The organism is Heliomicrobium sulfidophilum, assembly GCF_057715735.1.
In genome coordinates, this window is sequence record NZ_JBVTZZ010000005.1 from 1398472 (window position 1) to 1422572 (window position 24101).

The 24101-nt window shown below is 58.4% G+C and carries 21 protein-coding genes; 15 read left to right on the top strand and 6 right to left on the bottom strand.

The window, feature by feature from the left end:
• Positions 1-5: 5 nt before the first annotated feature.
• The 3 genes from AC0CW1_RS12340 to arsB form a co-directional block, all read right to left on the bottom strand.
• Positions 6-953, bottom strand: coding sequence for a permease (locus tag AC0CW1_RS12340; RefSeq protein WP_488183331.1), 948 nt, complete (start codon positions 951-953; stop codon positions 6-8).
• Between the two features lie 64 nt (positions 954-1017).
• Positions 1018-1311 (bottom strand): ArsR/SmtB family transcription factor, encoded by a 294-nt coding sequence (locus AC0CW1_RS12345; RefSeq protein ID WP_488183332.1) that lies wholly within the window; start codon positions 1309-1311, stop codon positions 1018-1020.
• 92 nt (positions 1312-1403) lie between these two features.
• Positions 1404-2468, bottom strand: a complete 1065-nt coding sequence (arsB, locus tag AC0CW1_RS12350; RefSeq protein WP_488183333.1) for an ACR3 family arsenite efflux transporter — start codon at positions 2466-2468, stop codon at positions 1404-1406.
• A gap of 620 nt (positions 2469-3088) precedes the next feature.
• Between arsB and AC0CW1_RS12355 the strand changes: the two genes are divergently transcribed.
• The 12 genes from AC0CW1_RS12355 to AC0CW1_RS12410 all read left to right on the top strand — a co-directional run bounded on the left by AC0CW1_RS12355 (position 3089) and on the right by AC0CW1_RS12410 (position 19006).
• Positions 3089-3661, top strand: a complete 573-nt coding sequence (locus AC0CW1_RS12355; protein WP_488183334.1) for a tryptophan transporter — start codon at positions 3089-3091, stop codon at positions 3659-3661.
• 78 nt (positions 3662-3739) lie between these two features.
• The gene (locus AC0CW1_RS12360; protein WP_488183335.1) at positions 3740-4639 is read left to right on the top strand and encodes an energy-coupling factor ABC transporter ATP-binding protein; all 900 of its coding nucleotides are present in this window, start codon (positions 3740-3742) and stop codon (positions 4637-4639) included.
• 110 nt (positions 4640-4749) lie between these two features.
• The gene (locus tag AC0CW1_RS12365; RefSeq protein ID WP_488183336.1) at positions 4750-5709 is read left to right on the top strand and encodes an energy-coupling factor ABC transporter ATP-binding protein; all 960 of its coding nucleotides are present in this window, start codon (positions 4750-4752) and stop codon (positions 5707-5709) included.
• Positions 5700-6473 (top strand): energy-coupling factor transporter transmembrane component T family protein, encoded by a 774-nt coding sequence (locus AC0CW1_RS12370; protein ID WP_488183337.1) that lies wholly within the window; start codon positions 5700-5702, stop codon positions 6471-6473. The genes AC0CW1_RS12365 and AC0CW1_RS12370 overlap by 10 nt, the downstream gene beginning before the upstream one ends.
• A 375-nt stretch (positions 6474-6848) precedes the next feature.
• Complete coding sequence (locus AC0CW1_RS12375) at positions 6849-9527, top strand: MASE3 domain-containing protein (protein WP_488184150.1); 2679 nt, start codon at positions 6849-6851, stop codon at positions 9525-9527.
• Between the two features lie 132 nt (positions 9528-9659).
• Complete coding sequence (locus tag AC0CW1_RS12380) at positions 9660-10319, top strand: tetratricopeptide repeat protein (RefSeq protein WP_488183338.1); 660 nt, start codon at positions 9660-9662, stop codon at positions 10317-10319.
• A gap of 92 nt (positions 10320-10411) precedes the next feature.
• The gene (gene pglX, locus AC0CW1_RS12385; protein ID WP_488183339.1) at positions 10412-13696 is read left to right on the top strand and encodes a BREX-1 system adenine-specific DNA-methyltransferase PglX; all 3285 of its coding nucleotides are present in this window, start codon (positions 10412-10414) and stop codon (positions 13694-13696) included.
• A 375-nt stretch (positions 13697-14071) separates the two neighbouring features.
• A complete protein-coding gene (gene cobI, locus AC0CW1_RS12390; RefSeq protein WP_488183340.1) occupies positions 14072-14818 on the top strand; it encodes a precorrin-2 C(20)-methyltransferase in 747 nt (248 codons plus the stop codon).
• A gap of 18 nt (positions 14819-14836) precedes the next feature.
• Positions 14837-14980, top strand: coding sequence for a hypothetical protein (locus AC0CW1_RS12395; RefSeq protein ID WP_488183341.1), 144 nt, complete (start codon positions 14837-14839; stop codon positions 14978-14980).
• 172 nt (positions 14981-15152) lie between these two features.
• Positions 15153-16139 (top strand): 2-hydroxyacid dehydrogenase, encoded by a 987-nt coding sequence (locus tag AC0CW1_RS12400; protein WP_488183342.1) that lies wholly within the window; start codon positions 15153-15155, stop codon positions 16137-16139.
• Positions 16140-16404: 265 nt separating this feature from the next.
• Complete coding sequence (locus AC0CW1_RS12405) at positions 16405-17475, top strand: hypothetical protein (RefSeq protein ID WP_488183343.1); 1071 nt, start codon at positions 16405-16407, stop codon at positions 17473-17475.
• 475 nt (positions 17476-17950) lie between these two features.
• Entirely contained in the window at positions 17951-19006 is a 1056-nt protein-coding gene (locus AC0CW1_RS12410) for a metal ABC transporter substrate-binding protein (RefSeq protein WP_488183344.1), read from the top strand.
• Between the two features lie 244 nt (positions 19007-19250).
• Here the strand turns inward: AC0CW1_RS12410 and AC0CW1_RS12415 are convergent, their stop codons facing one another.
• Positions 19251-19532, bottom strand: coding sequence for a 2Fe-2S iron-sulfur cluster-binding protein (locus tag AC0CW1_RS12415; protein ID WP_488183345.1), 282 nt, complete (start codon positions 19530-19532; stop codon positions 19251-19253).
• Positions 19533-19707: 175 nt separating this feature from the next.
• Positions 19708-21579 carry a pyruvate kinase gene (locus tag AC0CW1_RS12420; protein ID WP_488183346.1) on the bottom strand — a complete coding sequence of 624 codons (1872 nt, stop codon included), beginning with the start codon at positions 21577-21579 and terminating at the stop codon, positions 19708-19710.
• A 177-nt stretch (positions 21580-21756) separates the two neighbouring features.
• Here AC0CW1_RS12420 and AC0CW1_RS12425 point away from each other — a divergent pair, with 177 nt between their 5' ends.
• The 3 genes from AC0CW1_RS12425 to AC0CW1_RS12435 all read left to right on the top strand — a co-directional run bounded on the left by AC0CW1_RS12425 (position 21757) and on the right by AC0CW1_RS12435 (position 23667).
• Positions 21757-21918 (top strand): hypothetical protein, encoded by a 162-nt coding sequence (locus tag AC0CW1_RS12425; RefSeq protein WP_488183347.1) that lies wholly within the window; start codon positions 21757-21759, stop codon positions 21916-21918.
• Positions 21918-22220 (top strand): DUF1360 domain-containing protein, encoded by a 303-nt coding sequence (locus AC0CW1_RS12430; RefSeq protein ID WP_488183348.1) that lies wholly within the window; start codon positions 21918-21920, stop codon positions 22218-22220. The genes AC0CW1_RS12425 and AC0CW1_RS12430 overlap by 1 nt, the downstream gene beginning before the upstream one ends.
• A gap of 124 nt (positions 22221-22344) precedes the next feature.
• The gene (locus AC0CW1_RS12435; RefSeq protein ID WP_488183349.1) at positions 22345-23667 is read left to right on the top strand and encodes a hexokinase family protein; all 1323 of its coding nucleotides are present in this window, start codon (positions 22345-22347) and stop codon (positions 23665-23667) included.
• Positions 23668-23669: 2 nt separating this feature from the next.
• Here the strand turns inward: AC0CW1_RS12435 and AC0CW1_RS12440 are convergent, their stop codons facing one another.
• Positions 23670-24026 carry a hypothetical protein gene (locus AC0CW1_RS12440; RefSeq protein WP_488183350.1) on the bottom strand — a complete coding sequence of 119 codons (357 nt, stop codon included), beginning with the start codon at positions 24024-24026 and terminating at the stop codon, positions 23670-23672.
• Positions 24027-24101 lie beyond the last annotated feature (75 nt).

The following is a 24101-nucleotide window of genomic DNA, read 5'->3' on the forward strand; positions in this document are numbered from 1 at the left end:
AATTTTTATAGGATGGCGTTAAAGAGATACCCCACAAAGGTAATCGTTACCGCCATGATCCCCACGAACACACCGATCAGCTTCGGTTTTAGCACCTGCTTCAAAATGATCATCTCCGGTAAGGAAAGGGCGGTGACGGCCATCATGAAGGCAAGCACCGTGCCCATGGCCATGCCCTTTTCCATCAACACATGGACAATCGGAATCGTTCCTGCCGCGTTGGAGTATAAAGGAATGCCGATGAGCACCGCCAGCGGCACGGCGAAGAAGTTGTCCGGACCGGCGTACCGAACCAGGAAGTCCTCCGGCGCGTACCCGTGAATCAAGCCGCCGATGGCGATGGCGACGATGACATAGATCCAGACCTTTTTGAGTATGTCCTTCGTGTATTGCAGGGCATAGTCATGACGCTGTTGCCATGTGAGCGATTCAATCTCTGTCTCCGGCAGTTTAATCTGATAGACATACTCGGCAACCTGATTCTCCATCTTGGCCCGGCCGATCATCATCCCGCCGACGACAGCGACGGTCAAGCCGGTGACCATGTAGATGGCGGCGATTTTCCAGCCGAACAACCCGAACAACATCACCAGGGCAACTTCGTTCACCATCGGGGAAGAGATCAGAAAGGAGAAGGTGACGCCCAGCGGCACGCCGGACTCGACGAGACCGATAAACATGGGAACGGCGGAGCAGGAGCAGAAAGGGGTGACCACGCCCAGCAGGGCGGCTACGATGTTGCCCACAAACTCGCGTTTATGGGACAGGATCTTTTTCGTCCGCTCGGGAGGGAAGAAGCTGCGGATAATCGAGACGGCGTAGATGATCACCGTCAACAGGAAGAGGATTTTCATGACATCATAAATGAAAAAGTGCAGCGCTTTTGTGAGGTGCTCTCCTTTGGTGAGGCCGATCCACTGGTATACAACGAGGTCGGCAATCCATTCAAACATGGTTTTCCATCTCCTAACCGTGTCGATTCATCAAGAATTTTTGATGCAATAGAGCAAAAAAAGGTCACAAATCAAACAATTGGCTCATTGTGTGGAGGTAGGCCTGCAAGGTGTCCCGGTTTACGTTATAGTAGTTCCACTTCCCTTGGGCGACTTCGGAAATTAAACCAGCCTCTCTCAGTTCTTTGATGTGGTAAGAAACCTTGGATTGAAGCAACCCCATGCCTTCGACCAAGTCGCAGACGCAGACGCCCGGTTTGTTTGTCTCGTGGAACGTCGCTTCCCGGTTGGCGATGCGCAAGAAGATCTGCCAACGCAACGGGTCCGAGAAGGCTTTAGCGATTTTGACAACGTCCATGTGATCAACTCCTGCCTCTACTATATCAAAAAAAGTTGATGCTATAACGCTGCGTATGGGGGGATCTTTCGTTAAAATAGTCCAAATGCAGGTTAAGGCTCGCTCAATCTCGCTTTTTCAAAGTATTTCTCTTTAAATCGCAATGCCAGGTTGACGAGGGCGATCATGACAGGCACTTCAATCAACGGACCGATCACCGCAGCAAAGGCGGCGCCTGATTCAATGCCGAAGACGCCGACAGCAACGGCGATGGCAAGTTCGAAGTTGTTGCTGGCAGCCGTAAAGGCCAGGGTCGTCGTTTTGGGGTAATCGGCGCCCGCTTTTTTCCCCATCGCAAAAGATATGAGGAACATGATGATGAAGTAGAGCAGGAGCGGAACGGCGATGTGAAGGACGTCCAGCGGCAGTTGCAGGATGACTTTTCCCTTGATGGAGAACATGACGATAATGGTGAACAACAGCGAAACCAACGTGAGCGGACTGATTCGGGGGATGAAATGGCTTTCATACCATTGACGTCCCTTGATTTTCAAGAATAGGGCACGCGTAGCCATGCCGGCGATGAAAGGAATTCCCAGGTAAATGAAAACACTTTCCGCGATTTGGCCGATCGTAATGGTCACCTCCAGGCCTTGCAGGCCAAACCAGCCCGGCATGACGGTGATGAAGGCGTAGGCGTAGAAAGAGTAAAACAACACCTGGAACAGGGAGTTGAAGGCCACTAAGCCGGCCGCATATTCGGCGTCTCCCTTGGCGAGGTCGTTCCAGACGATCACCATGGCGATGCATCGGGCCAACCCGATCAGGATGAGGCCGATCAGGTACTCCGGATAGTCCTTGAGAAAGATCAGCGCCAGAGCAAACATGAGAATCGGTCCGATCAGCCAGTTTTGGACTAAGGAGAGAGCCAGCACCTTGTAATTGCGAAAGACTTCCCCCATCTTCTCATAGCGCACTTTTGCCAGGGGCGGGTACATCATGAGAATCAAACCGATGGCGATGGGAATGGATGTGGTACCGACCTGATAGCGATGAATCGCGTCAACAACGCCTGGGACATAATTGCCCAGGGCTACCCCAACAAGCATCGCCAAAAAGATCAGGGGGGTGAGGTAGCGATCAAGGAGGGACAGTCTTTTTCCCACAGTTTCCGCCATGGACGGATCACTCCTTTTCTGATTCGGCGGGCCTTTTAGGTGAGCGCATGCTGATGCTATTATATGTCAAAAAAAGCAAATATCATAGCATTCGCATCAAAAGTTTTTGTTATGTTATTGTGAATGATGAGAAGCGGTGCGATGAAAAAGACAATGAGCCATCGCTTAGTCACGACAAGGGTGCTCGCCTCTTTCTTTGGGACTGCTGATGAGGATTGTATCCGACAATCTTCATAAGGATAGGCTGTTTTTTTTCAGACTTCCCTATGGCACTTTTTCCTTCCCTATGCTATAGTAAAACCAATCAACCTTTCCGAAGGCTGATACGGATCCAGGGGAGCCCTGGAGCCGGAGTTGAGATGAGAGAAGAGCACAATTTCATACGAGAGGAGTTGAGCCGAGTTGAGTTGAGCCGAGAAGCGCTTCGGAAGAGGAGTATTTCGCGGATCAAATCGGGAGCATTCATATTACCCACTCAAGCCAGGCCGAACTCGGTCTGGCTTTCTTGGTTTTCTCGGTAGTATCGGGCCTTCTGCCAATGAAGCCGGTCAAAGCGACAGGGAACAGTCATCCCGTAACGACATCAATCAAATGAATCAAAAACCAGGAGGGGTACGCAAATGAACGGAGACAATCTTCCCGTATCCGTAACTAGTGAAGCCGAATACGTCCAGACAGGCCGCAACGCCGGACGGACGAAACAACTGGCTGTCGTGGCCATGCTCATCGCCATCGGCGCCGTCCTGCGCATGGTTGCGCCGCCCATCTTCGGCATCACGCCCAACTTTGTCATCGCCATGTACTGCCTGTCCATTGTCCTGGTCCGACCCAAACTCGGTGAAGCCCTGGCCATTGGCATCGTCGGCGGCGCCCTCAGCATGGTCACTTCCAAGTCACCTATTCCTTACATCAACCTGATCACGGAACCGGCTGGCGCTCTGGCCTGCGCCATGATCGTCGCTACGCTCTCCGACCTGACCATCGGCCGTTTTTCCATCAAGCCCCTTGTCGCCACTGTCATCGGCACCCTGGTCAGCGGTTCCCTCTACGTGCTGATCAATAAAATGGCCCTGGGTCTTCCGGCAGAGGTTGCCAAGGGGGCGCTGATCGGCGTCGTTCTCCCGGTGACCGCTTTCAATGCGGTGATTGCCCAAGCCGTCTACCTGCCGGCGAAGAAGTTCCTGCGGCTGTAATCATTCCATGCCTGAGAAACGGAAGCATTACCGACTCCAGGTTTAGCAAAGCAGTAAATCATCGGGGAGGCGTCGCTAGTGCCGGCCATTAAAATTGAAAACTTATCCTTTCAATACCCTGAGGCCGCCTCTCCGTCGCTGTTTGAAGTGAACCTGTCGATCCAACCGGGCGAGTTTGTCGTCGTCACCGGTGCGACAGGGGCGGGGAAAAGCACCCTGCTCCGTTGCATCAACGGCGTCATCCCCCACTTTCAGCCGGGCAGCCAGCAGGGGCAGGTCTGCATCGAACCGGAAGGGAAGGGTCGCCTGCAAGTGGCCCGTATCGTGCCGGCCCACCTGGCCCGCCTGATCGGCAGCGTCTTTGACGACCCGGAAGGGCAGATCGTATCGCCTATTGTTGAGGAAGAGATCGCCTTCGCCCTTGAGAACACCGGCGTCGCTCCTGCGGAAATGGAAGGGCGCATCGTCAACGCCCTGTCCGCTTGCGGCATCACCGAACTGCGCCATCGGCCCACGAACGGTCTGTCCGGTGGGCAGAAACAACGGGTAGCCATCGCCGCCGCCCTGGCGCTGGCCCCGTCCATCCTCGTCCTGGATGAGCCCACGTCAGAATTGGACCCCGACGGGACGGAAGCGGTCTTGAAGGTCCTTGCCGAATTGAACCGTCGACAAGGGATCACGGTGATCATTGCTGAACAGAAGGTGAGCCAGCTAGCGCAGGTCTGCGACCGGCTCATCCTCCTCGACCGGGGGCGTGTCGTCCTGCAAGGATCACCCCGGGAGGCGCTGCTCCATGGTAGCGTCTTCGAGAAACTGGGCATCGAGAGCCCGGCGCCCGTTCGCCTAGGCCAGGCGCTCGTCCGGGAGGGGCTGATTCCGCCGTTCAATTCGCCCGGCGCGCCGCCTCTTCCTTTGACGATAGAGGAGGCTTTTCAACTGAGCCGACAATTGTTTGACCAGGAGTTATCGGAGTCGTAAGAAAAAGCCTGTCTTTTTTGCCGTTATTAAGGAATGGTGTTGAGCGGAGTTTTAGCAACCGGATGCCTGATGTGTAGACGATGAAAGCGATGACTGGGGAGGAAAAGCCGATGGATCTCATACGCGGCGGCAAAGGAAGCGGCGAGAAGGCCCATCACAATCAAGGGGCAGTGGGGAAGGACCTCGGAAAGGACCACGGTAAGGTTCTCATCGAGGCGCGGTCGCTTCGCCACGCCTATCGCTCCGGTCGGGAGGCATTGCAGGGCGTCGACGTGACCATCGGCGCCGGTGAGATGCTCGCCCTCATCGGGCGCAACGGCGCCGGGAAGACGACGCTGACAAAGCATTTCAACGGCCTCCTGAAGCCGACAACCGGGACGGTCCTCGTCGACGGCCAGGACACCCGCAAGGTCTCCGTCGCTCACCTGGCTCGGACGGTGGGCTATGTTTTTCAAAACCCCGATCATATGATCTTTCATGAGACCCTCTTCGACGAAGTGGCCTTCGGCCCCCGTAACCTCGGCCTGACCGGCGCTGATGTCAACGCCCGGGTGGAGACGGCCTTGTACGCCGTCGACTTGGAGGGGATGCGGGACAGTGACCCGGCCTCCTTGAGTCGGGGCCAGCGCAAGCGCGCAGCTCTTGCCGCTGTGCTGGCCATGGAGACGCCGGTGATCATCGTCGATGAACCGACTGGAGGGCAGGATTACCGGGAGGCCCGCCAGATCATGGCGATCTTGCGCGACTTGAACCGGCGCGGCCACGCCGTGCTCTTCATCACCCATGACATGGACCTGGTCCACGAGTACGCCCACCGGGTGCTCGTGCTGGACAATGGACAGATCGCCCTGGATGCCCCGCCGGCGGAGTTGTTTCGCCATGAGGCGGCCTTGCAATCGGCAGGATTGCGGTTGCCGCTGGCAGCGGAGTTGGCTCGCCGGTTGGCGCCCTTCGGCATCCCTGCCGGGGTCGACTCGGTGGATGCCCTTGCCGCCGCCGTGGCCGCCCTGGCGAAAGAACGCCGGAACGATCCGGAAACGATGATGGGGAGGGTGGCCGCATGTCAGTGACGATCGAGTATGTCCCGAGCTCATCGCCAGTGCACCGACTCCATGCCTTAACCAAGCTCTCCGCCGCCCTGGCGGTGCTCACGATCAGCCTGCTGCTTCGCGATCCCTTGTCCCTGTCGCTGCTCTTTCTCTCCCTGCTAGGCTTCTCCGCCGTCGCCGGCGTTGGCCGCGAAACGCTCGCCGCCGTCAAAGGGCTCTTCAAGGTGGCCCTCATCCTGATCCTCTTGCAGATCTTTTTCTTCACCGAAGGCGAAGTGCTCATCGGCCCCATCGCCGGCGTCTCCTGGCTGACGATCACCGACGCGGGGTTGCTCTTTGGAATATCGATGGCCCTGCGCATGGTCACCATCGTCACCAGCTTTCTGCTGTTCCTCTTGACAACACCCATGCGCAGCACCGTGCTCGCACTGGTGGAATACCTGAGGGTCCCTTATGACTACGCCTTTTTGTTCATCACCTCGCTGCGCTTTATCCCCACCTTCTTGGAAGAGGTGCGCCTGATCCGTGAGGCTCAGGAGGCGCGGGCCCACCACTTTGGCGTCGGTTCGCTGGCCCGGCTGAAGGCGATGTTCCCGCTGGCCCTGCCCTTGGTCAACCTGTCGCTTCAGCGAGCCGAACGGATGGCCATGGCCATGGAAACGCGCGGTTTCGGCCTGCCGGGCCGGACTTACTACCGTTCTGAAAAGCCGGGCGCCGTCGATATGGCTGTGATGGGGTCACTCCTGCTGGCGATCGTCGCTGTGGCGCTCCTGCAGCTAAAGTAACAGAACAGGCGTGTGAGAGAAGGTACCCCAGGAAGATTCAATGAAATCGACTCATGCAATAAGTCGCCCACCCATGTCTGCAAGGGAGGGGCGACTTTGCTGTTTCCGGGCGCTTTTTCCATGGTTGTTTTCCGTATCTTTCGAACAGAACCTGTTGCCGGATCACCCTTTCAATCTGCCCGGTTCAGCTTGTTCACCTCTTTTCTCTATGAAGGCGACCTTGGTTTCGTTACAATAAGTACAAGGCACCCCGAAAGAACAAACCATGGTATTTCATCCGAAAAAGGCATCAAACAGTCCCTAGAAAAAGGCATCGATATTAACAAGCATTTGAAGCAGGGGGACGTGGAAAGGGGAGGGACTTCTGTGCAGTGGATGCAGCCGATGACCGAGAACCGCCCATGGAGCGATGGCTTGGCCGTCTTTTTCGGGATGGCCCTGTTTCTCGGCGCCTATGGTCTCAGTAAAATCAGTTACCCGCTCTTTCACACCTTTGCGGAATTCGTCACGATTTGCATCAGCGCCGTCGTGCTGATCCTGGTCATCAACACCTTTGCTCTCGCGTCCAACAGCTTCTTTCTCTACCTGGGGATCGCCTGTTCTTCGGCGGCACTTTTCGACATGCTGCATACCCTGGCCTATCAGGGAATGGGGATCTTTCCGTCCTATGGCACCAACCTGGCGCCCCAGATGTGGCTGATCGCCCGTTACCTGGAGAGCACAGCCATGCTGCTCTCCATCTTCTTCCTTCACCGCAAACCGAAACCGGCGAGCATCTTTGTGATCTATGCCGGCCTTTCTGTTTTCTTCCTGCTCTCCGTCTTTGTCTGGAATAACTTCCCGGTCTGCTTCATCGACGGTCAGGGTCTGACGCCCTTTAAGAAGATCAGCGAATATGTGATCTCAGGGATCATGGTCGTCTCCATCTATCTGCTGCGGACGCAACGCGACGATTTTCATCCCAAGGTGTATCGCTACCTCACCGCCTTTTTCTCCCTCTCCGTCGGCACCGAACTCTGTTTCACCTCCTATACGGAGATGTACGCCTTCGCAAACTTTCTCGGCCACCTGTTCAAACTGGCCGCCTATTACAACCTCTACAAAGCCATCGTCGAGACGAGCCTGAAAGAACCCTATAATCTGCTTTTTTTTCGGTTGAACCAATCGAATGAAAAATTGAAGCGGATGGCCCATGACCTGTCCCGGACGAATCATCAGCTTGCCGAGGAGATCAAAGAGCGGGAACAGGCCCGGACCGAACTGATCCAGGCCAAGGAGGCGGCAGAGGCGGCTAACCGGGCCAAGAGCGAATTCCTCGCTTCCATGAGCCACGAGATCCGGACGCCCATGAACGGCGTCATCGGCATGACCGAACTGCTTCTTGACACGCGACTTGACGAAACCCAACGCGACTATGTGGCGACGGTCCAGTTCTCGGCCCAACTGCTCTTGAACGTCATCAATGACATCCTCGACTTTTCCAAGGCGGAGGCCGGCAAGCTGGAGTTGGAGCGCCGTCCCTTTGATCTGCCCCTTGCCGTCCGGCAAGTGGAGAAGACCCTTTCTCCTCGGGCCAGCGAAAAAGGCCTACTCCTCTGGGGGTCCCTGGCGCCGGAAATCCCTGTCGCTTTCTGGGGCGATCCGGTGCGGATCCAGCAGGTCCTCTTCAACCTGCTGGGGAATGCCATCAAGTTTACCGACAAAGGGGAGATTCACCTTCGTGTCTTTCCCGAGCGAAAAGAGGAGAAGCGCTGGACGCTGCGTTTTGAGGTGAAAGATACAGGCATCGGCATCGAACGAGCTGACCAAGGAAAACTGTTTCAGCCCTTCAGCCAGGCCGACGGTTCGAGCACCCGCAGCTATGAGGGCACGGGGTTGGGTTTGGCCATTTCGAAACGCCTTGTCGAACTGATGAACGGTAAGATCGGCCTTATCAGCGAACCGGGGAAAGGCTCCACCTTCTGGTTCGCTGTTCCTCTTGAACGCGCCGAGGCGTTGGTGGTGGACGATTGGAACGGGGAGGCAGCAGGTCGCAGCGATGCCGCCATCACAGGCGATAAGGCCCAGATGGTTTTCCCGGTCCAATTCGAGGGACCGGTCCTCCTGGTGGAGGACAACCCGATCAACCAGAAACTCGCCATCAATCTGCTGAAAAAGTTTGGGGTGACGACCGATGTGGCTGAAAACGGGTTGGAAGCGGTGGAAGCCGCCGCTGCAAGAGACTACCGGCTGATCCTGATGGACTGCCATATGCCGGTGATGGACGGTTATCAGGCCACCCGGGCGATCCGGGAAGAGGAGCGGAAGACCGGCGCCCATCGGCCCATCGTTGCCTTGACAGCCCGGGCCATGCTGGGTGACCGCGAGGAGTGCCTTGCCGCCGGAATGGATGACTACATCAGCAAGCCCTTTAAAAGAGATGACCTGTGGCGGATCCTCCGCCAGTGGTTGCCCCTTGAGACGGAACCGCTAACTGTTGCGGCGGCGGAAACTGCAGCAGCGGCAGATGCCACCACCGATGAAAGGCCAACCACGACGGTCACAGAGGCAAGGGCAGATGCGGAAGAGGCGGGAACGACCATCCCTTCCGAGGGGAATCGCATGGACGCCTCAGCGAACGACACTGCCCACCAGGGGGATGCCGCTTTCGCCAGGAGCACAGGAGACGCCCAGACCCTTGACATGGTCATGCTCGACGAGATCCGCACCGATTGGGTAGATCCGAGGGATCCTGGCGCATTGAGCCAGCTTTTTGAAATGTTCTTCCACAATATCGACGAGTTGTTTCGGAATCTAGAAGAAGGCTGGCAGAGGAGGGATAAGGAGAAGTTCGTCATCGCCGCCCACAGCTTAAAGTCGGTCGGCGCCAACTTCGGCGCCAAGCGGTTCTCGCTACTCAGCCTTGAACTGGAAAAAATGGGCCATGAGGGCCGTTTTGACGATGGGGACCGGAAGATCGAGCAGCTAAGAATGGAGTTTGACGAGTACCGGGAGGCGCTCTGGGCGGTGTTGCCCGAACTGCCGAAGTCAAATGGAATGAAGGGTTCTCTTTGAGGAAAATATCCCCTCCGATCAGGCGGTTAATTGAACGATAGGATTGGTCGGTTGAAGGAAAATGACGGCTTTTGCATGAAATAGAAGTAGATGAAGCAGCACATGATGAAACCGAGGTGATCGCCCTTGAAGATGGAGAAGGAAAAACCCTCCTTCCATGATCCCGATCTCGTGGCGCTCCGCCAATTGGCCGAAGGCGGCGACGCGGAAGCCCAGTACCAGTGGGCGCTCCGCTGTGAGGAAGGCCGGGGAGTCCCCCAGAGCGCCAAGGAGGCCGTAGCCTGGTTCGCCCGTGCCGCCGCGCAGGGGCACGGAGCGGCCCAACTCAGCCTGGGCGCCCTCTATGAGGAGGGAACCGGCGTCTCTCCCGATGAGGCGGAAGCGGCCCGCTGGTATGAAAAGGCAGCGACCCAGGGGATCGCGGAGGCTCAACTGTACCTGGCGCGGATGTTTGCTGAGGGACGCGGTGTCGAACGCGATGACAGCCAGGCGTTGGCGTGGTATCGCAAAGCCGCCGACCAGGAGGAGGCCGACGCCCAGTTCGAGTTGGGCCTCATCTACGCCCTCGGCCAGGGCGTGGAAAAGGACGACGCCGAGGCGGTGCGCTGGTATCGCCAGGCAGCCGAACAGGGCCATCTGGACGCCCAGTTTAACCTGGCTTTTATGTATGAGGAAGGACAAGGCGTCCGACAGGACCGGGCCGAAGCGTTAGCGTGGTATCGGAAAGCGGCTGCCCAGGGCGACGAGGAAGCCCAGAAAAAAGTGGTGGCCTTGGACAGGAAGAGACGGTAACGGCACAAAGGCCCCCGGAAAGACCATTCGGTTTTTCACGGGGGCAAGCTTGTTTTCGATAAAAAATGCAGGGGAATAGGGTGGGGGCGACGATGAACAGAGGGGCCATCAAAAATTTCGCTGTCCGCGCCCGGGCGGAGCTCGTCCGCCTGGTGGCGCAATCAGCTTTACGTTCCGGCGCAACCGAAGTCGATGGGGATGTCGTCGAAACCGTCGCTTACACCTGGTTTATTCGCCTCATCGCCTTGCGTTTTATGGAGGCGAAGGGGTATCTGGAAGGGGCGCCGATCGGACAAGGCATTCACCGGCAGCGCCTGATCGAGCACTGCCGGGAACTGCAATCGCTTACCGACCTCTTTGCAGATCCATGCCCGCCCTGGACGGAACAGTGGCTGCCGGTGGAAATCTTCGAAGCGGACGGTTTTGCCCGCCGCCTCGCTGACGAGATTCAGGAAGAAGATGTTCGTCATGTGGAGATCCTGGGGTGGCTGCACCAGTACTACTGGGCAGAAAAAAAAGACCAAGTCTTCACCCAGCCGGCGGTCCGGAAGATCGCTGAAGCCGATATCCCAGCAGCGACGCAGTTGTTTACGCCCCACTGGATCGTGCGGTTCATGGTCGAGAATTCGCTGGGGCGGATCGTGGCGCAAGGTTGGCCCCGCGGGGAGGCGGCAAGTCGTTGGCGCTATTATCTGCCTGGGGAGGACGAAGGGGCGTCTTTGCCGTCATCGGCGATGACGACGGCAAAGGGGGCTGCGGAGGGAGCCGCAGAGGGAACTGCGAGGGCGGGAACGCCGGGGTTCACCGATCTTGCGGCCATCCGGCTGCTCGATCCGGCCTGCGGTTCCGGTCACATCCTCGTCTACGCCTTTGATCTGCTGGCTGACGTCTATGAGAGCCGGGGCATCTCCCCGGAAATCTATGGGCCGCTCATTTTGGAGAAAAATCTGGTGGGCCTTGACGTAGATGAACGGGCCGCCCGGTTGGCCGCTTTCGCCTTGCTCATGAAAGCGAGAGAGCGAACGGAACAGGTTTTCCGCAAACCGCCCAATATGGGGATCTATGCGCTACAGGAAACGAGGAGGATGGATATCCCGGCTGTCGCCCGCTCCATCGCCAGAACAGAAGCAGACAGGGAGCGGCTGGCTTCGCTCCTTTCGCTCTTTGCAGAGGCCAGCCACTTCGGCTCGCTGTTGCGTCCAGCCAAGATCGATTTTGACGATTGGGAAGAACGGCTGAATGCGATTGGAACCACCGCATTGACTGCCGCAGACCTGCTCCGGGTGCGGAAGGTGTTGCGCCAGGCCCGTCTGCTCACGGAGACCTATGATGTGGTGATCACCAACCCGCCCTATATGGGCATCCGCAACATGAACCCCGAACTGCGCGATTTTGTCCGCCGCCATTATCCCCGGACAAAGGGCGACCTCTTCGCCGCCTTCATGGAACGGATGGAGTCCCTCGTCGCCGAGGGGGGCTATCATGTGACCGTCACTATGCAGTCCTGGATGTTCCTGACCACCTATGAGGAATACCGGCGACATCTGCTCCGGGAGTACGGCGTAGTGGCCATGGTCCACATGGCCAACATGGTCATGGGCATCGCCTTCGGCGCTGCAGCGACGGTGCTGCGCAAGGGAGATCACAGGTCGGCAGGGACCTTTGTCCATGTGGCGCCTGCCGACCTGGAAGGAGACAGGCCCAGGCCGTTTCCGCCTGCCGGTAAGCGCTATCTCCACCGGGGCGGCGACGCCTTTCTCGCCATCGCCGGCGCGCCTATCGCCTATTGGATCCCGGAGAGCGTGCGCCAGGTGTTTATCGATAACCCGCCCTTGCGCAGCCTCGCCGAGCCGCGGCAAGGGCTGGCCACCGCCGACAATGACCGCTTCCTCCGGCTCTGGCACGAGGTCTCCTTTGCTGACATCGGCTTTGACCTGGCGGGAGCGGCCGAGGCGCTAGCCTCAGGGTGTCGCTGGATCCCTTACAACAAGGGTGGCCGTTACCGTAAGTGGTACGGGAACCAGGAGTATGTCATCGACTGGGCTGACGACGGCCAGGCGGTGCGAGCGCATGGGCCGTCGGTGGTTCGCAACCGCGACGATTACTTTCGGGAAGGGATCACCTGGTCCTTCGTCAGTTCTTCCAAATTCGGCGTCCGCTACACACCGCAGGGATTCATCTTCGATGTGGGCGGATCGTCCCTCTTCCCAGAAGATGCCGACCGCCTCTTCCTGCTCGCCTTCTTGTGCAGCAAACTGTCCTTCTACCTGATGAAGGTCTTGAACCCGACCCTCAACTTCCAGGTCGGCAACATCGCCTCGCTCCCCGTCCCGGCCTGCTCGCCGAAGGAGCCACGGCGGCAGGCGATCGAGCGATTGGCCGGGGAAAATGTCCGGCTGGCCCGGGAGGACTGGGACGAGCGAGAGCACTCCTGGCGCTTTGCCAGCCATCCTTTTTTGCGTCACCGGCGGGGTGCTGCGACCCTCGACGCCGCCTATACCCGGTGGCGGGAGGTTTCGGAAGGGCGATTTCGCCGGATGCTCGCCAACGAGGAAAACATCAACGCTCTGTTCCTCCAACTGTACGGTCTGGAGGGGGAACTGTCCCCTCACATCGATGCGGTCGATATCACCCTCGCCAGGGCAGACCGTGAGCGGGACGCACGGTCTTTTCTGTCCTACGCGGTCGGCTGTATCCTCGGGCGCTACTCCCCTGACCGGCCCGGTCTGGTTTACGCCGGCGGCGTTTATGATGAGAGGGTCTATGGAACCTTCCGACCTGTGCCGGATGGCATCCTGCCGATCGACGACCCCTCGGGAGGCGGCAACGATGCCTTTGGCTGGCTGAGGTCTTTTCTCGCCCATGTCTTCGGAGAAGGGCAGGCTGAAGAAAACCTGACCTGGCTGGCCGACGCGCTACGCCGCAAAAACGGCGAGACGGCGGAGGCGCGCTTGCGGCGCTATTTCCGCAGCGAATTCTATGCCGATCACACCAAGGCGTATCGCAAGCGGCCCATCTACTGGCTCTTCGCCTCTTCGCCCCGAAAGGTCTTTCAGGCGTTGGTCTACCTGCAACGCTTTGGGGCGGATACGTTAGAGCGGCTCCGGTGCGATCATCTGGCAGGATGGCTGCCTGTCGTGGCGTCAGCCGACGCTGAGACAGCGGTTGAGGCGGAGACTGTGGAGGAAGCGGAGACTGTGGAGGAAGCCAAGACCGTAAAGGCGACCGGGGCCGATGTGAAGGCGCCGCCCGCAGGAGAAGAACTGCTCGCCTATGAAAAGTTGCTCACTGAATTCGGAAAAAAAGGAAGCGCCATCGTTCTCGATGACGGTGTTTACCGGAATTACGCCCGGCTGCGCCCCTTGGTGGCCGACTAAAAAAGCATCCACCCCTTGCGGAGTGGATGGCAGGTTACTTATTCTGCGGCAGGTTGCGCACCTGCGGCTCCCCCGGCGCTTGAAACTTGGTTTGCTCCGTGGGTTTGGGTTGTTGGTCATCTTTCGGCGACTTGTCTTTCGTCATCGCGATCACCTCCTGGGTTATTATGCCCTCTAGGAAGCAGGCAGCCCCATCCCCCGACCTGGTGAAAAAAATACCAGTTTCTCTCGAAAAGTCCCGTACTGGCAGCATAATCAGTATAATAGAAAGCAAAACAACCCATCACGACAAGACTCGATTCGACTCATGGGCGAAACAAGGCGGATCATTCGGCAGCATTTCATTGTTGGCTTGATTGAAAGGAGACGAGGCAGATGAAAGGGAAGTTCTACGGTGTCGGCGTCGGGCCGGGTGATCCGGAACTGCTGACCTTGAAGGCGGTTCGCTTGCTCGGCGCCGCTGATGCGATCATCGCCCCCTATTCGAAGAAAAAAGGGACCGGCTGCGCCGCTCTCGCTATCGTTCGCGACCGCTTGTCCCCTGGCGCCGAGGTCTTTGAACTCCCCATCCCTCGCGCCTATGATGAGGAAAAGGTAGACGCCGCCTGCCAGGCCATCATTGAACTGCTGGATTCAGGCAAGATCACCGTCTTTATCTCCCGGGGCGATCCGATGCTCTACAGCAAATACGTCCATATCGCCCGCCGGCTGGAAGAGCGGGACTACCCTGTCGAGACGGTGCCCGGCGTCGTCTCCTTTACGGCCGCTGCCGCCCGGGCCGGTTTTCCCCTGGCCGACGAAGAGGAGTCGATCACGATCATTCCCGTCGATGATGAGGCCTCCAACATTGAAGCGGCGCTCCGCAAGTCCGAATCGGTGGTGCTTTTGAAGGTGCATAAAAACCTGAACCGGATCATTGACCTCCTGGGCCAGTACGGCTTTAAGAACCAGGCCGTCTTGATCAGCCGTTGCGGCATGTCCGGGGAACTGATCGAGCCCGATCTGGAGAAGCTGCGCGGCCAGAAGCTGACCTACCTGTCGACCATCCTGGCGAAAAAACAAGTCCCTTCCGACGCCTGGCGCGGCGTGACGAAAGCGGACCGGCGGGGAGGGGCAACCTAGGGCCGGAGGTGAGAAGTCTTGCCTGAAAAAAAGGCGCCAGCCGATAAGGAAGTCCCCCTCGCCGGTCAGCCACGGCGGATAAAAGACAGCCATGACGCTGCCGGCGTGGCCACGGAGACCTTCGGCATCAACCCGGAGAAATCGCCCCGGATCGAGATCTGATCATGACGCCCAAGGCTGCCCATCACAGGGCGGCCCGTGACCCCTTTGCGCCCTTTTGGCGTCCGTTCAGCGGGCTTTTTCATGTCTGGTCGATCCGGCTCGACAAGTCTCTCCCGGGGCGGTATGATCATAGTGTTCGTTCTTCTTTGAACGCAGAAAGGAGCGCCTCCCGATGAACCCATCACTGCGCCCGAAAGTGCTCGTCACACGGGAGATCCCTCAGCCGGCCCTCGACCGGATCAAAGAGTTTGCCCGCCTCGACCTCTGGCCGGCCTTTCCGCCGCCGGAAAAAAGCGAACTCCTGCGGATGGTCGCCGACGCCGACGCCTTGCTCTGCATGCTCACCGACCGCATCGACGAGGATGTGCTCGAAGCCGGCAAAAAACTGCGCGTCATCGCCAACTACGCCGTCGGTTTCGACAACATCGACATCGCCGCTGCGACCCGGCGCCGGATCCCCGTCACCAATACGCCCGACGTGTTGACAGAAGCTACTGCTGACCTGGCGTTTGCCTTGCTGATGGCGACGGCCCGCAACCTGATCGCCGCTGACCGCTTCACCCGCGACGGCTTCTGGATCGCCTGGCATCCGCAACTCTTGCTGGGCCGCGATGTGTACGGTTCGACATTGGGCATCGTCGGCCTTGGCCGGATCGGCGAGGCGATGGCCCGCCGGGCGCGCGGCTTCAACATGCGCCTTCTCTACACCGCCCGCCGCCGCAACGAGAGAGCCGAGGCGGAACTGGGCATCGAGTACTGTTCCCTGGAAGAACTGCTGCGCCAGTCAGACTTTGTGTCCCTTCACACGCCACTGACGATGGAGACGCGCCACCTGATCGGCGCCAAGGAGCTGGCCATGATGAAACCGACGGCGATCCTGATCAACACGGCTCGCGGCGACGTCGTCGACCAAGAGGCGTTGACAGATGCCTTGCAGCAAGGCGTGATCGGCGGCGCCGGTTTGGATGTCTTCTCCGAAGAGCCCGTCTCTCCGGAAGAAGCGTTGCTGGAATTGCCCAACGTCGTCGTGGCCCCCCATATCGGCAGCGCCACCGTGGAAACACGGACACGGATGGGCTTGATGGCGGTGGAGAACATCCTGGCAGTTCTGGAGGGACGACGCCCGACCAACTTGGTCAACAAAGAACTCTTCTCGTAATTCGGCCGGTTTTTCCAGAAGTCGTCTCTTATCGAACCGTCAAGGGCGTACAGTCGTATTCAAAAGTCATATAGAGCTTTTCGGCAGCAAAAAGTGGTTGAGGCGCTTCGCTCAACCACTTTTATTTCATATCCAGCAAAATACGATGCTCATCCCAAGGTGTGCCATCGCAGCAGTATTTTCGTTTTTGATGCAAAGGAAAATCAACAGGAGTGGAAATTTGGTTTGGCTTTAGTATAATGAATGCAGAGGTGAGGCGATAAGTATGGCAGGATTTTTTAGCAAACTCTTTGGCGGATCCGATAAACCCGCCGCTTCAGAAGCGCCGCAGGCAGCAGCCGCAAAGGCCGCCCCGGCCGGTTCCCTTGTCGACGCTGTCCGGGCGAAGGAAGCGCAATGGAACCTGTTCAGTCTGACCCAGCCTGTTCCTTATTATCAGTTGGGCGATATCAATATCGTCGACGCAAACCGTGACTTCTTCGTCGACGTGCCGGAGGATCTAAAGGCAGACTTCCGCGCCAAAAACCCTGACATCGTCTTTCATCGAGACAAGTCCTTCGACGGTTTTCATTATTACTCCGATATCCCCATGCGCTCCGGCATCTATGACCTGGTGGAGCGGATCAACCATCACCGCCTGATCGCAGCGAAGGAATGGCTGGCATCCGGCGAGATCCCTGTCAACCGGCTCAAGCTGGGCGTCCTACATATCAACCCTTACGGCAAGACGGGCAGGGCCGGTGAAAACGCGTTGGAACTGCAGATTTTCCGCACCGACGAGTTCACCCACCGTGTCTTCCGGTCCGTCTACAAGGAAATGCTAGCCGCCAATCATGAGATGCTCAACGTCCGAACGGCCACCGAGGTCAACCGCTACAACGCCTTCTTGACAGAACTGAAGGTCCATGCCTGGGTGACTGTGGCCGACGGCGGCAGTGAGATGCTCGTCCCCGGCGGTCAGGAACCGGTGGGCGCCACCTTGTACAGCGAGATGTTGGAAGATGACCTGCAAGCAGGCACACCCAAGTTCAGCCTCGCCAAATGGCTTGCCCGCAGCCTTGCCGAGATGGCGGGAACGGATCCGGGCGCTTTCTCGGGACTGGAAAGCTCCATCCGCGGCTATGAACTCTTTGTGGACAAGGCCGACTACAGCGTCTGCCTGACCGCGTCGGTGGCCTTGAAGGATGCCCTGCCGCCGGCCCTCGCCGGCAAGGCTGTCCCCTTCACCCGTGATGGCGCGGCCCCGTTGGTCCAGCAGCCCATGAGCCCCGCCGGAGAGTACACGCTCCGCTTGGTGGCGGCGCGCAAGGGCTTCGACCTGGGCGGTTTGGGATAAACATATGGTCTGATTCTCGACTTGACGAGCCGGGCTTTTTGCCCGGTTTTTCATTTACCAAAGCTTTTCGAATATCGATACCTGGCAAGAGGAAATGGAGGAAGGGTGCAGATGTTTTTTTCCGAGCGCATGGAGCGCATGCAACAGGCCCTTCTGTTCGTGATTCAACGCAGGCAGGTGGGCGGTTTGCTGATGCTCGCATTGTCCGGATACCTGTTAAAGCTGTACTGGACGGGAAACTGCTCGTCTATATCAATCCCCGCTTTGTGTCTTTCACCATGGCGGCGATTCTGCTGACGGCGTTGCTCGTCGCAGCGCGAGGGACTTTTCTTGCGCAGCTCAGGGGGAAATTTTTTACTGATTATGGAAGTGTTGCATCTTGGAAAAACAAGTGCTAGGATAAAATAAGAATAATCTTATTTAGGGTTATTCTTGCATGTGAAAAGGTGAAAACGAAGAGAGGGGAGCCGTGGGGATGAAAAAAGTACATATGTTCGGGATGGGCCTGTTGACGCTAGCCCTGCTGGCAGGCTGCGCCGCGAAAGGCCCAGTCACATCGCCGAACGACACCGTTCCCAATTCGAACAAGCTCAAGGTTGTCGCCAGTTTCTACCCGATGTACGAATTTACCCGCCAGGTCGGCGGCGACAAGGTGGACGTGGTGAACCTCGTGCCGCCGGGGTCAGAGCCGCACGCCTGGGAGCCGACGCCGAAGGATATGGAGATGATGGCCAAAGCCAACCTGCTTGTGGTCAACGGCGGTATGGAAGGCTGGGTTGACAAGGTGATGAGCGCCGGCAGCCTGCAAAAGGTGACGGTCGTGGAAGCCGGCAAAGGGTTGGAACGGCTGCCGGCTGTCGCCCATGAGGGCGCTGCCGGGCAGGGAGATGCCCACGAGGGAGAATCTCATCAGTCTGATCCCCATAAGGAAGATCCCCATCAGGCGGCAGGCCACGAGGCGACCGGTAATGAGGCAAAACAGGCAGGCCATGACCACGACCATGAGTACGACCCCCATTTCTGGGTGTCACCCAAGCAGGCCAAGGCCGAGGTAGAGAATATCAAAAAGGGCCTCATCGCCGCCGATCCGGCCAACAGTGATGTTTACGAAAACAATGCCAAGGCCTACCTGGCGAAGCTCGATGCCTTGGATCAGGAGTTTCGCGAAGCCCTGGCTAATGCGCAAGGCAAAGAGATCATCGTCACCCACCGCGCCTTTGGCTACCTGGCCCGCGACTATGGTCTCAAACAGATCGGCATCATGGGCGTCAACCCAGAGGCGGAGCCGACGCCGAAGACGATGGCCGCCATCAGCGACTTCGCCAAAGGGCACAAGGTCAAATACATTTTCTTTGAAGCGCTGATCAGCCCCAAACTGGCCGAAGCCATCGCTCAGGAGGCGGGCGCCCAGACGCTTGTCCTGAACCCGGTCGGCGGCCTTACCGAGGAGGACATAAAAGCAGGCAAAGATTACATCGCCATCCAACGGGAAAACCTGGCGAACCTGAAAAAAGCGCTCAGCGTGGAGTGACCTGCGCCGATGAGCAGCAGCCAAGGAGAGTATAGGGTGTTCTCCTGAAAGGAGTAGCCTTGGTCGCTCATCGGCACCGCCTCCTATCGATCGTGAGTTCTGTTATTCGGCAATTCTCTACACAAGAATGTGAAAAAGCCTTTCGACGTATCCCTCGGGGTCTGTCGAAAGGCTTTTTGCTTGCGTGATCTCCAGGGAGATCGAATGGGGATGTTTGAGGACTTCCGAAACCAGAAGTTGATGGTTAGCGGACTTTCACTTTGACGGGACCGAGGATGCGGGCCTTGCAGGCGAGGCGTACGCCCTCATCGATGCGGTCGAACAACTCGTCCACCTCGTCGATGTCCGGCTCGCTCAGATTCGCTTCTCCCTCCAGGACGGTGACCTGGCAGACGCCGCAACGGCCGTCCTTGCAACTGTATTCGATGTCGACGCCGTTCGCGTGGCCGACCTCCAGCAGGGTGGCCCCTTCCGCCGCCTCGACGGTCACATCGCCCTGGGGGGTGACAAAAACAACTGGGATCATCCCGATTCCTTCCCTCTGTTCGCATTTATGTTCCATGGTGTGTAAATCCCTGAGGATCTAATCGTAAATGGGAATGGCGACTGCGTCAACTGCCGGAAAAAGGCGGGTCTCCGGGCGAGGTTCGATAACACCTATAACACGTAGGGCGGCCTGGAAGGTCGGCATGTCCTTGCGCTCAGGGATCATCAAAAATGCCGTGCTGCACCGTGAACTCCCGGAAGATCTGGCGCTTTTTCAGGTGGCAGCGCTCCTCAGAGCAGAGCAGTTTCGACAGCGTCTTCACTGCCTCCAGGATGTGGGCGCCCTTGTTCAGCATGACACAGTCGGCACGGTGGCCCATGGCGGCGTCGGTGATCTCCGCTCTCGCCGGCAGGCCTGTCTTGGCCAGCGTCTCCAACACCTGGGTGGCCCAGATGACCGGCGTGTGGGCCGCTTCGCACATGCAGAGGATGTCCTCCTGGACGAGAGCCAGGTTCTCGAAACCGACTTCGACGGCCAGGTCGCCCCGGGCGATCATGACGCCGAAGCTCGGGAAGGTGAGACCGGTGATCAGCAGTTGTGCCAACCGGTGAATGGCCTCGCTCGTTTCGATCTTGGCGATGACGCCGATATCGGAACGCCCCAGCTCCATTAAGGATGTCTGGAGATCGAGCAGGTCTTTCGGGCTGTGGACGAAGGAGAGGCCGACAGCGTCGGCATGGGCGGCCACAAAAGTCAGGTCTTTCCGGTCTTGGTCGGTCAAGGCGGGCAGTTCAAGGAGAGAATCGGGGAAGTTGAGCCCTTTTTCCGGTTTAATTCGCGCCGCCGGTCCTGCCGTGGACAGGACCTCCAGTTCCAGGTATTCATCGGTGATCCTGCGCGCGATCGTGCCGATCTTGCCGTCATCGATATAAACCCGATGGTCCGGCTTGACGAAATCAAGCGCTTCCGGAAGGGTGCAACTGATCCCGGCTGGTCCGCCGGCGGAGGCGGGATGGCCCATCCGGAGCGGATCCCGGTACAGGAGCAAGGTGTCCCCCGGCTGCACCTCCATCTTCACCGGTTGAGGGAGGATGGGGCCCACGGTGAAGGTGGCGTTCTTCTCTCCGAGCAAGATGATCCCTTCTTGCAGGTAGGCGGTGCGATCTAGCCCGACGCGCACCCGCGTCGGGCTGACCCGTTCCAGCACATGCAGTGTCCGCAGACGCTCTCGCGTGTCCTGAAACTGCAGTTCGCTGCCGACACGCAGGCGGTCGAGGCCGCTCTGATGAGGGACGGCGATGACGAAGCGCGTCCGTCCCTCTGGGTCGCTGATGCGCCGGGTGAAGGGGGCCTCAGCGTCCAAGCACCCCTCCAGAAGTCGGTAAGGGGAACCGAAGGGATCGCGCGGCGCTGCCAGTTTGAGGGGCCTTGTCTCCTTGGCCAGCGGGCCGGTCCGGATCTTGGGTCCGCCCAAATCCATCAGGATGCGGCAGCGCCGTCCAGCGCCTTCGCCGCGCTGTTCCAGGCTGTCTTCCGCCTTGCGGATGGCGGCGATCAACTGTTTCCATTCCTGGGGACCGTCATGGGCGCAATTGATGCGGGCCAGGTCCATCCCGTTCATTAGGAGTTCTTCTAGGAGTTCCTGCCGGTGGATGCTGGCAGCGTCGAGGGTGACCATGATCCGAGTGCCGCGCTTGTCTCGCGGGCGACCGAGCAGGCGACGGGAGCGCATCTCCGTCAAAAAACGGGCCAGTTCCGAGTCGGGTCGTTGCAGCGCCGTCGGCGCCGCCTCGACGCCGAGGTGGCTCAGGACACGCTCGATCCCCAGGAGCACCGAACCCTCCAGGCGGCCCAGGGAGGAAAGACCGTATTCCGCAAGGGCGATCTGCAAGTCGACGATATCGTGCCGGCGCATGGCAAGATAGGCCAGCAGGTTGTCGCGGCTGACGCGGCCTTCGGGCTCATCGATCGGAAAGACGGCAGCGACCGAATGGGCATGATCAGTGATCACGGCGTGAAAGGCGGCGAGTTGGTCCGCCAGCCAGTCCCGGCGATGGGACATCGACGGTGGCGTCATGGTTGCCATCGGACGCTCCCCCTCAAAAATGTAAAAATGCCTACAAAAAGCAAGAACATTGGCGTTTTCAGTGTACCTTGTTCTGAACAGAACAGGCAAGTTAAGGAATGTTGAACTTTTTTGCGGTTTCCCCATATCCTGAAAATGAGACGCTTTAACGTTGTTAAAAGGAGGGGTTGATATCCGATGATCACACTGCGCTTGTGCTCGTCCAGTTGCTGTCCCACTGTCCATGTCTCCCAGGGGATGGTCGTCATCACCGACGATGACGGGGGCCGGGTGACACTGACGAAAGAGCAGTTGAAGATGCTCGTCGATCGCTATGACGATATCGAGGCGATGAAGTGATGGCCGCCGAGTTGCTGGCCGCTCTGAGCATACGCTTTTTTCTCTTCGACTTTATTCTCTTCAAGCCGGTGCGAGAGCGGCTCAAAAAAGTCCATTACTTCTTTCGCAAGCTCCTTGGCTGCCCCTTCTGCCAGGGTTTCTGGTGCGGATTGTTCATCTACCTGCTCAACCACCCTGTTGAGTCCTGGATCGCCTTTTTGCAGTTCGGCTTCATCTCGGCAATCCTGGCCCTGTCCTGGAGCATCGCCGCCTATCCCTTGCTGAAACGGTATGAGGAGAACCACGACATCCCGTTGACCTAAACCGCAAAAGATAAAACCGGTCCTTACGGCCGGTTTTTGCTTGTGCAGAGGCATGCCCCAGTATTACACTGAAAATGGCAAAGAATAGGAACGATTTGGGCATCGGAATAGGGGGAAGCGAAGGATGAATACATGGGCGCTGGCGGCGGTAGAACTGGAATCCCGTCTCCATCTGCCGGCGGCGGCGTTGGAGGCCATGGCCGACCAGTTTCAGCAAGCCATGGAACAGGGGCTGGCGAAAAAAGGCGGCTCCTTAAAAATGTTGCCCTCTTATCTGGCCGGTCCGACGGGGAAGGAGTGTGGAACCTTCCTGGCGCTCGACTTCGGCGGGACGAATGTGCGCGTGGCCCTGATAGAACTTGCCGGCGGACAGTGCCGCGTCCTGGAACGCCTGAGCCGGCCGGTCAGGGCTATCGACGGAAGCTATGACTATACTCGCAATTCGGCGACAGCGGAGGAACTCTTCGATTTTCTGGCCGCCCTGATCGGGGAAACGATCAGCAACCACCGGGGGCATTTTCACCTCGGCCACACCTTTTCCTTTCCCGCCCGACAACGGAACATCGGTCATGCCGAACTGATCCAATGGGTGAAGGAGTTTCACACCGCTGGCGTCGAGGGGAACGACGTAGGGCAACTTCTGAACGACGCCTTGGCCCGCCGGGGCCTCAAGGACCGGGTGAAGCAGGCGGCCATCATCAACGATACGGTGGGAACGCTGCTGACCGCCACCTACAGTGATCCCCACACCCGCATCGGCTCCATCCTCGGTACCGGCCACAACAGTTGCTACCTGGACCGTTTCGTACCTTCTGTTGCGTCACCCATGGTGATCAACATGGAATCAGGCAACTTCGACGGCGCGCCCGCCACCGCCTATGATCTGCAACTCGACCGGCAGAGCGTTCAGCCGGGGGCGCAGCGCCTCGAGAAGATGGTCTCCGGCCTCTACCTCGGCGAGCTGATGCGCTTGATGATGCTGGACCTGATGCAAAGCAAGGGTCTTTTCGGGGGACAAGCGGCGACCAGGATCGAACAGCCCTACTTGCTGTCTGCCGCAGACCTGTCGGCGCTTTTATCGGATCATACCGCCGATCGGCGCGGAGTTGGTGAATGGCTCCGGGCGCGGGCCGGCATCGAGAGGACCGGCCTGGAGGAGCGTCGGCTGATCCAGCAGATGGCGGCAGCGGCGGCTCGCCGTTCGGCCCGTCTGGTGGCCGCGACCTATCTGGGGGCGTTGCGCCATGAGGATCCCGGCATGACGTCCCGGCACACCATCGCCGTCGACGGCTCTCTCTATGAGAAGATGCCCGGTTACGCCGGCGACCTGGACAGTGCCCTGGCCGAATTGCTGGGAGAAAAAGCGGGACAGGTCTCCGTCCGGCTAATAAAAAACGGCTCCGAGATGGGCGCAGCTATCGCTGCCGCCATCGTCGCTGCCGCATAAAATCAGTTGACCTTCCCGTTGGCCGGAGTCATCCGCTCGGAGAAGTATTTGAAGTCCTGTGTCAAACCATGGGATTCAATGTAGGCTAAGAACAGATTGTTCAACGAAATCGCTTCATCAAGGCGCAGAACCAGGTCCTGCATCCGTTTTTGCAGGTCCTCCGTTCGCGACTCCATTTCCTGCAACCGCCGGTTGAGCGCCTCTTGTTCCTCTTCTAACCGCTTGGACCGCTCTTCCTGCGTCAAGAGGAGTTGGAAAAGCTCTCGCATCGCTGCGCCGGGGGTCGCTTGTGCCGCCTCTTCCTCTCGAACCCCATCTGGTGAGAGGTGTGGCGGATTGTCCAATGTTGACGTGGACATCGACGATTCCCGCCCTTTCCATATCGGCTGATGAATATGGTTTGTCCATGCTTTACAGAACATTGTACGCCCGTT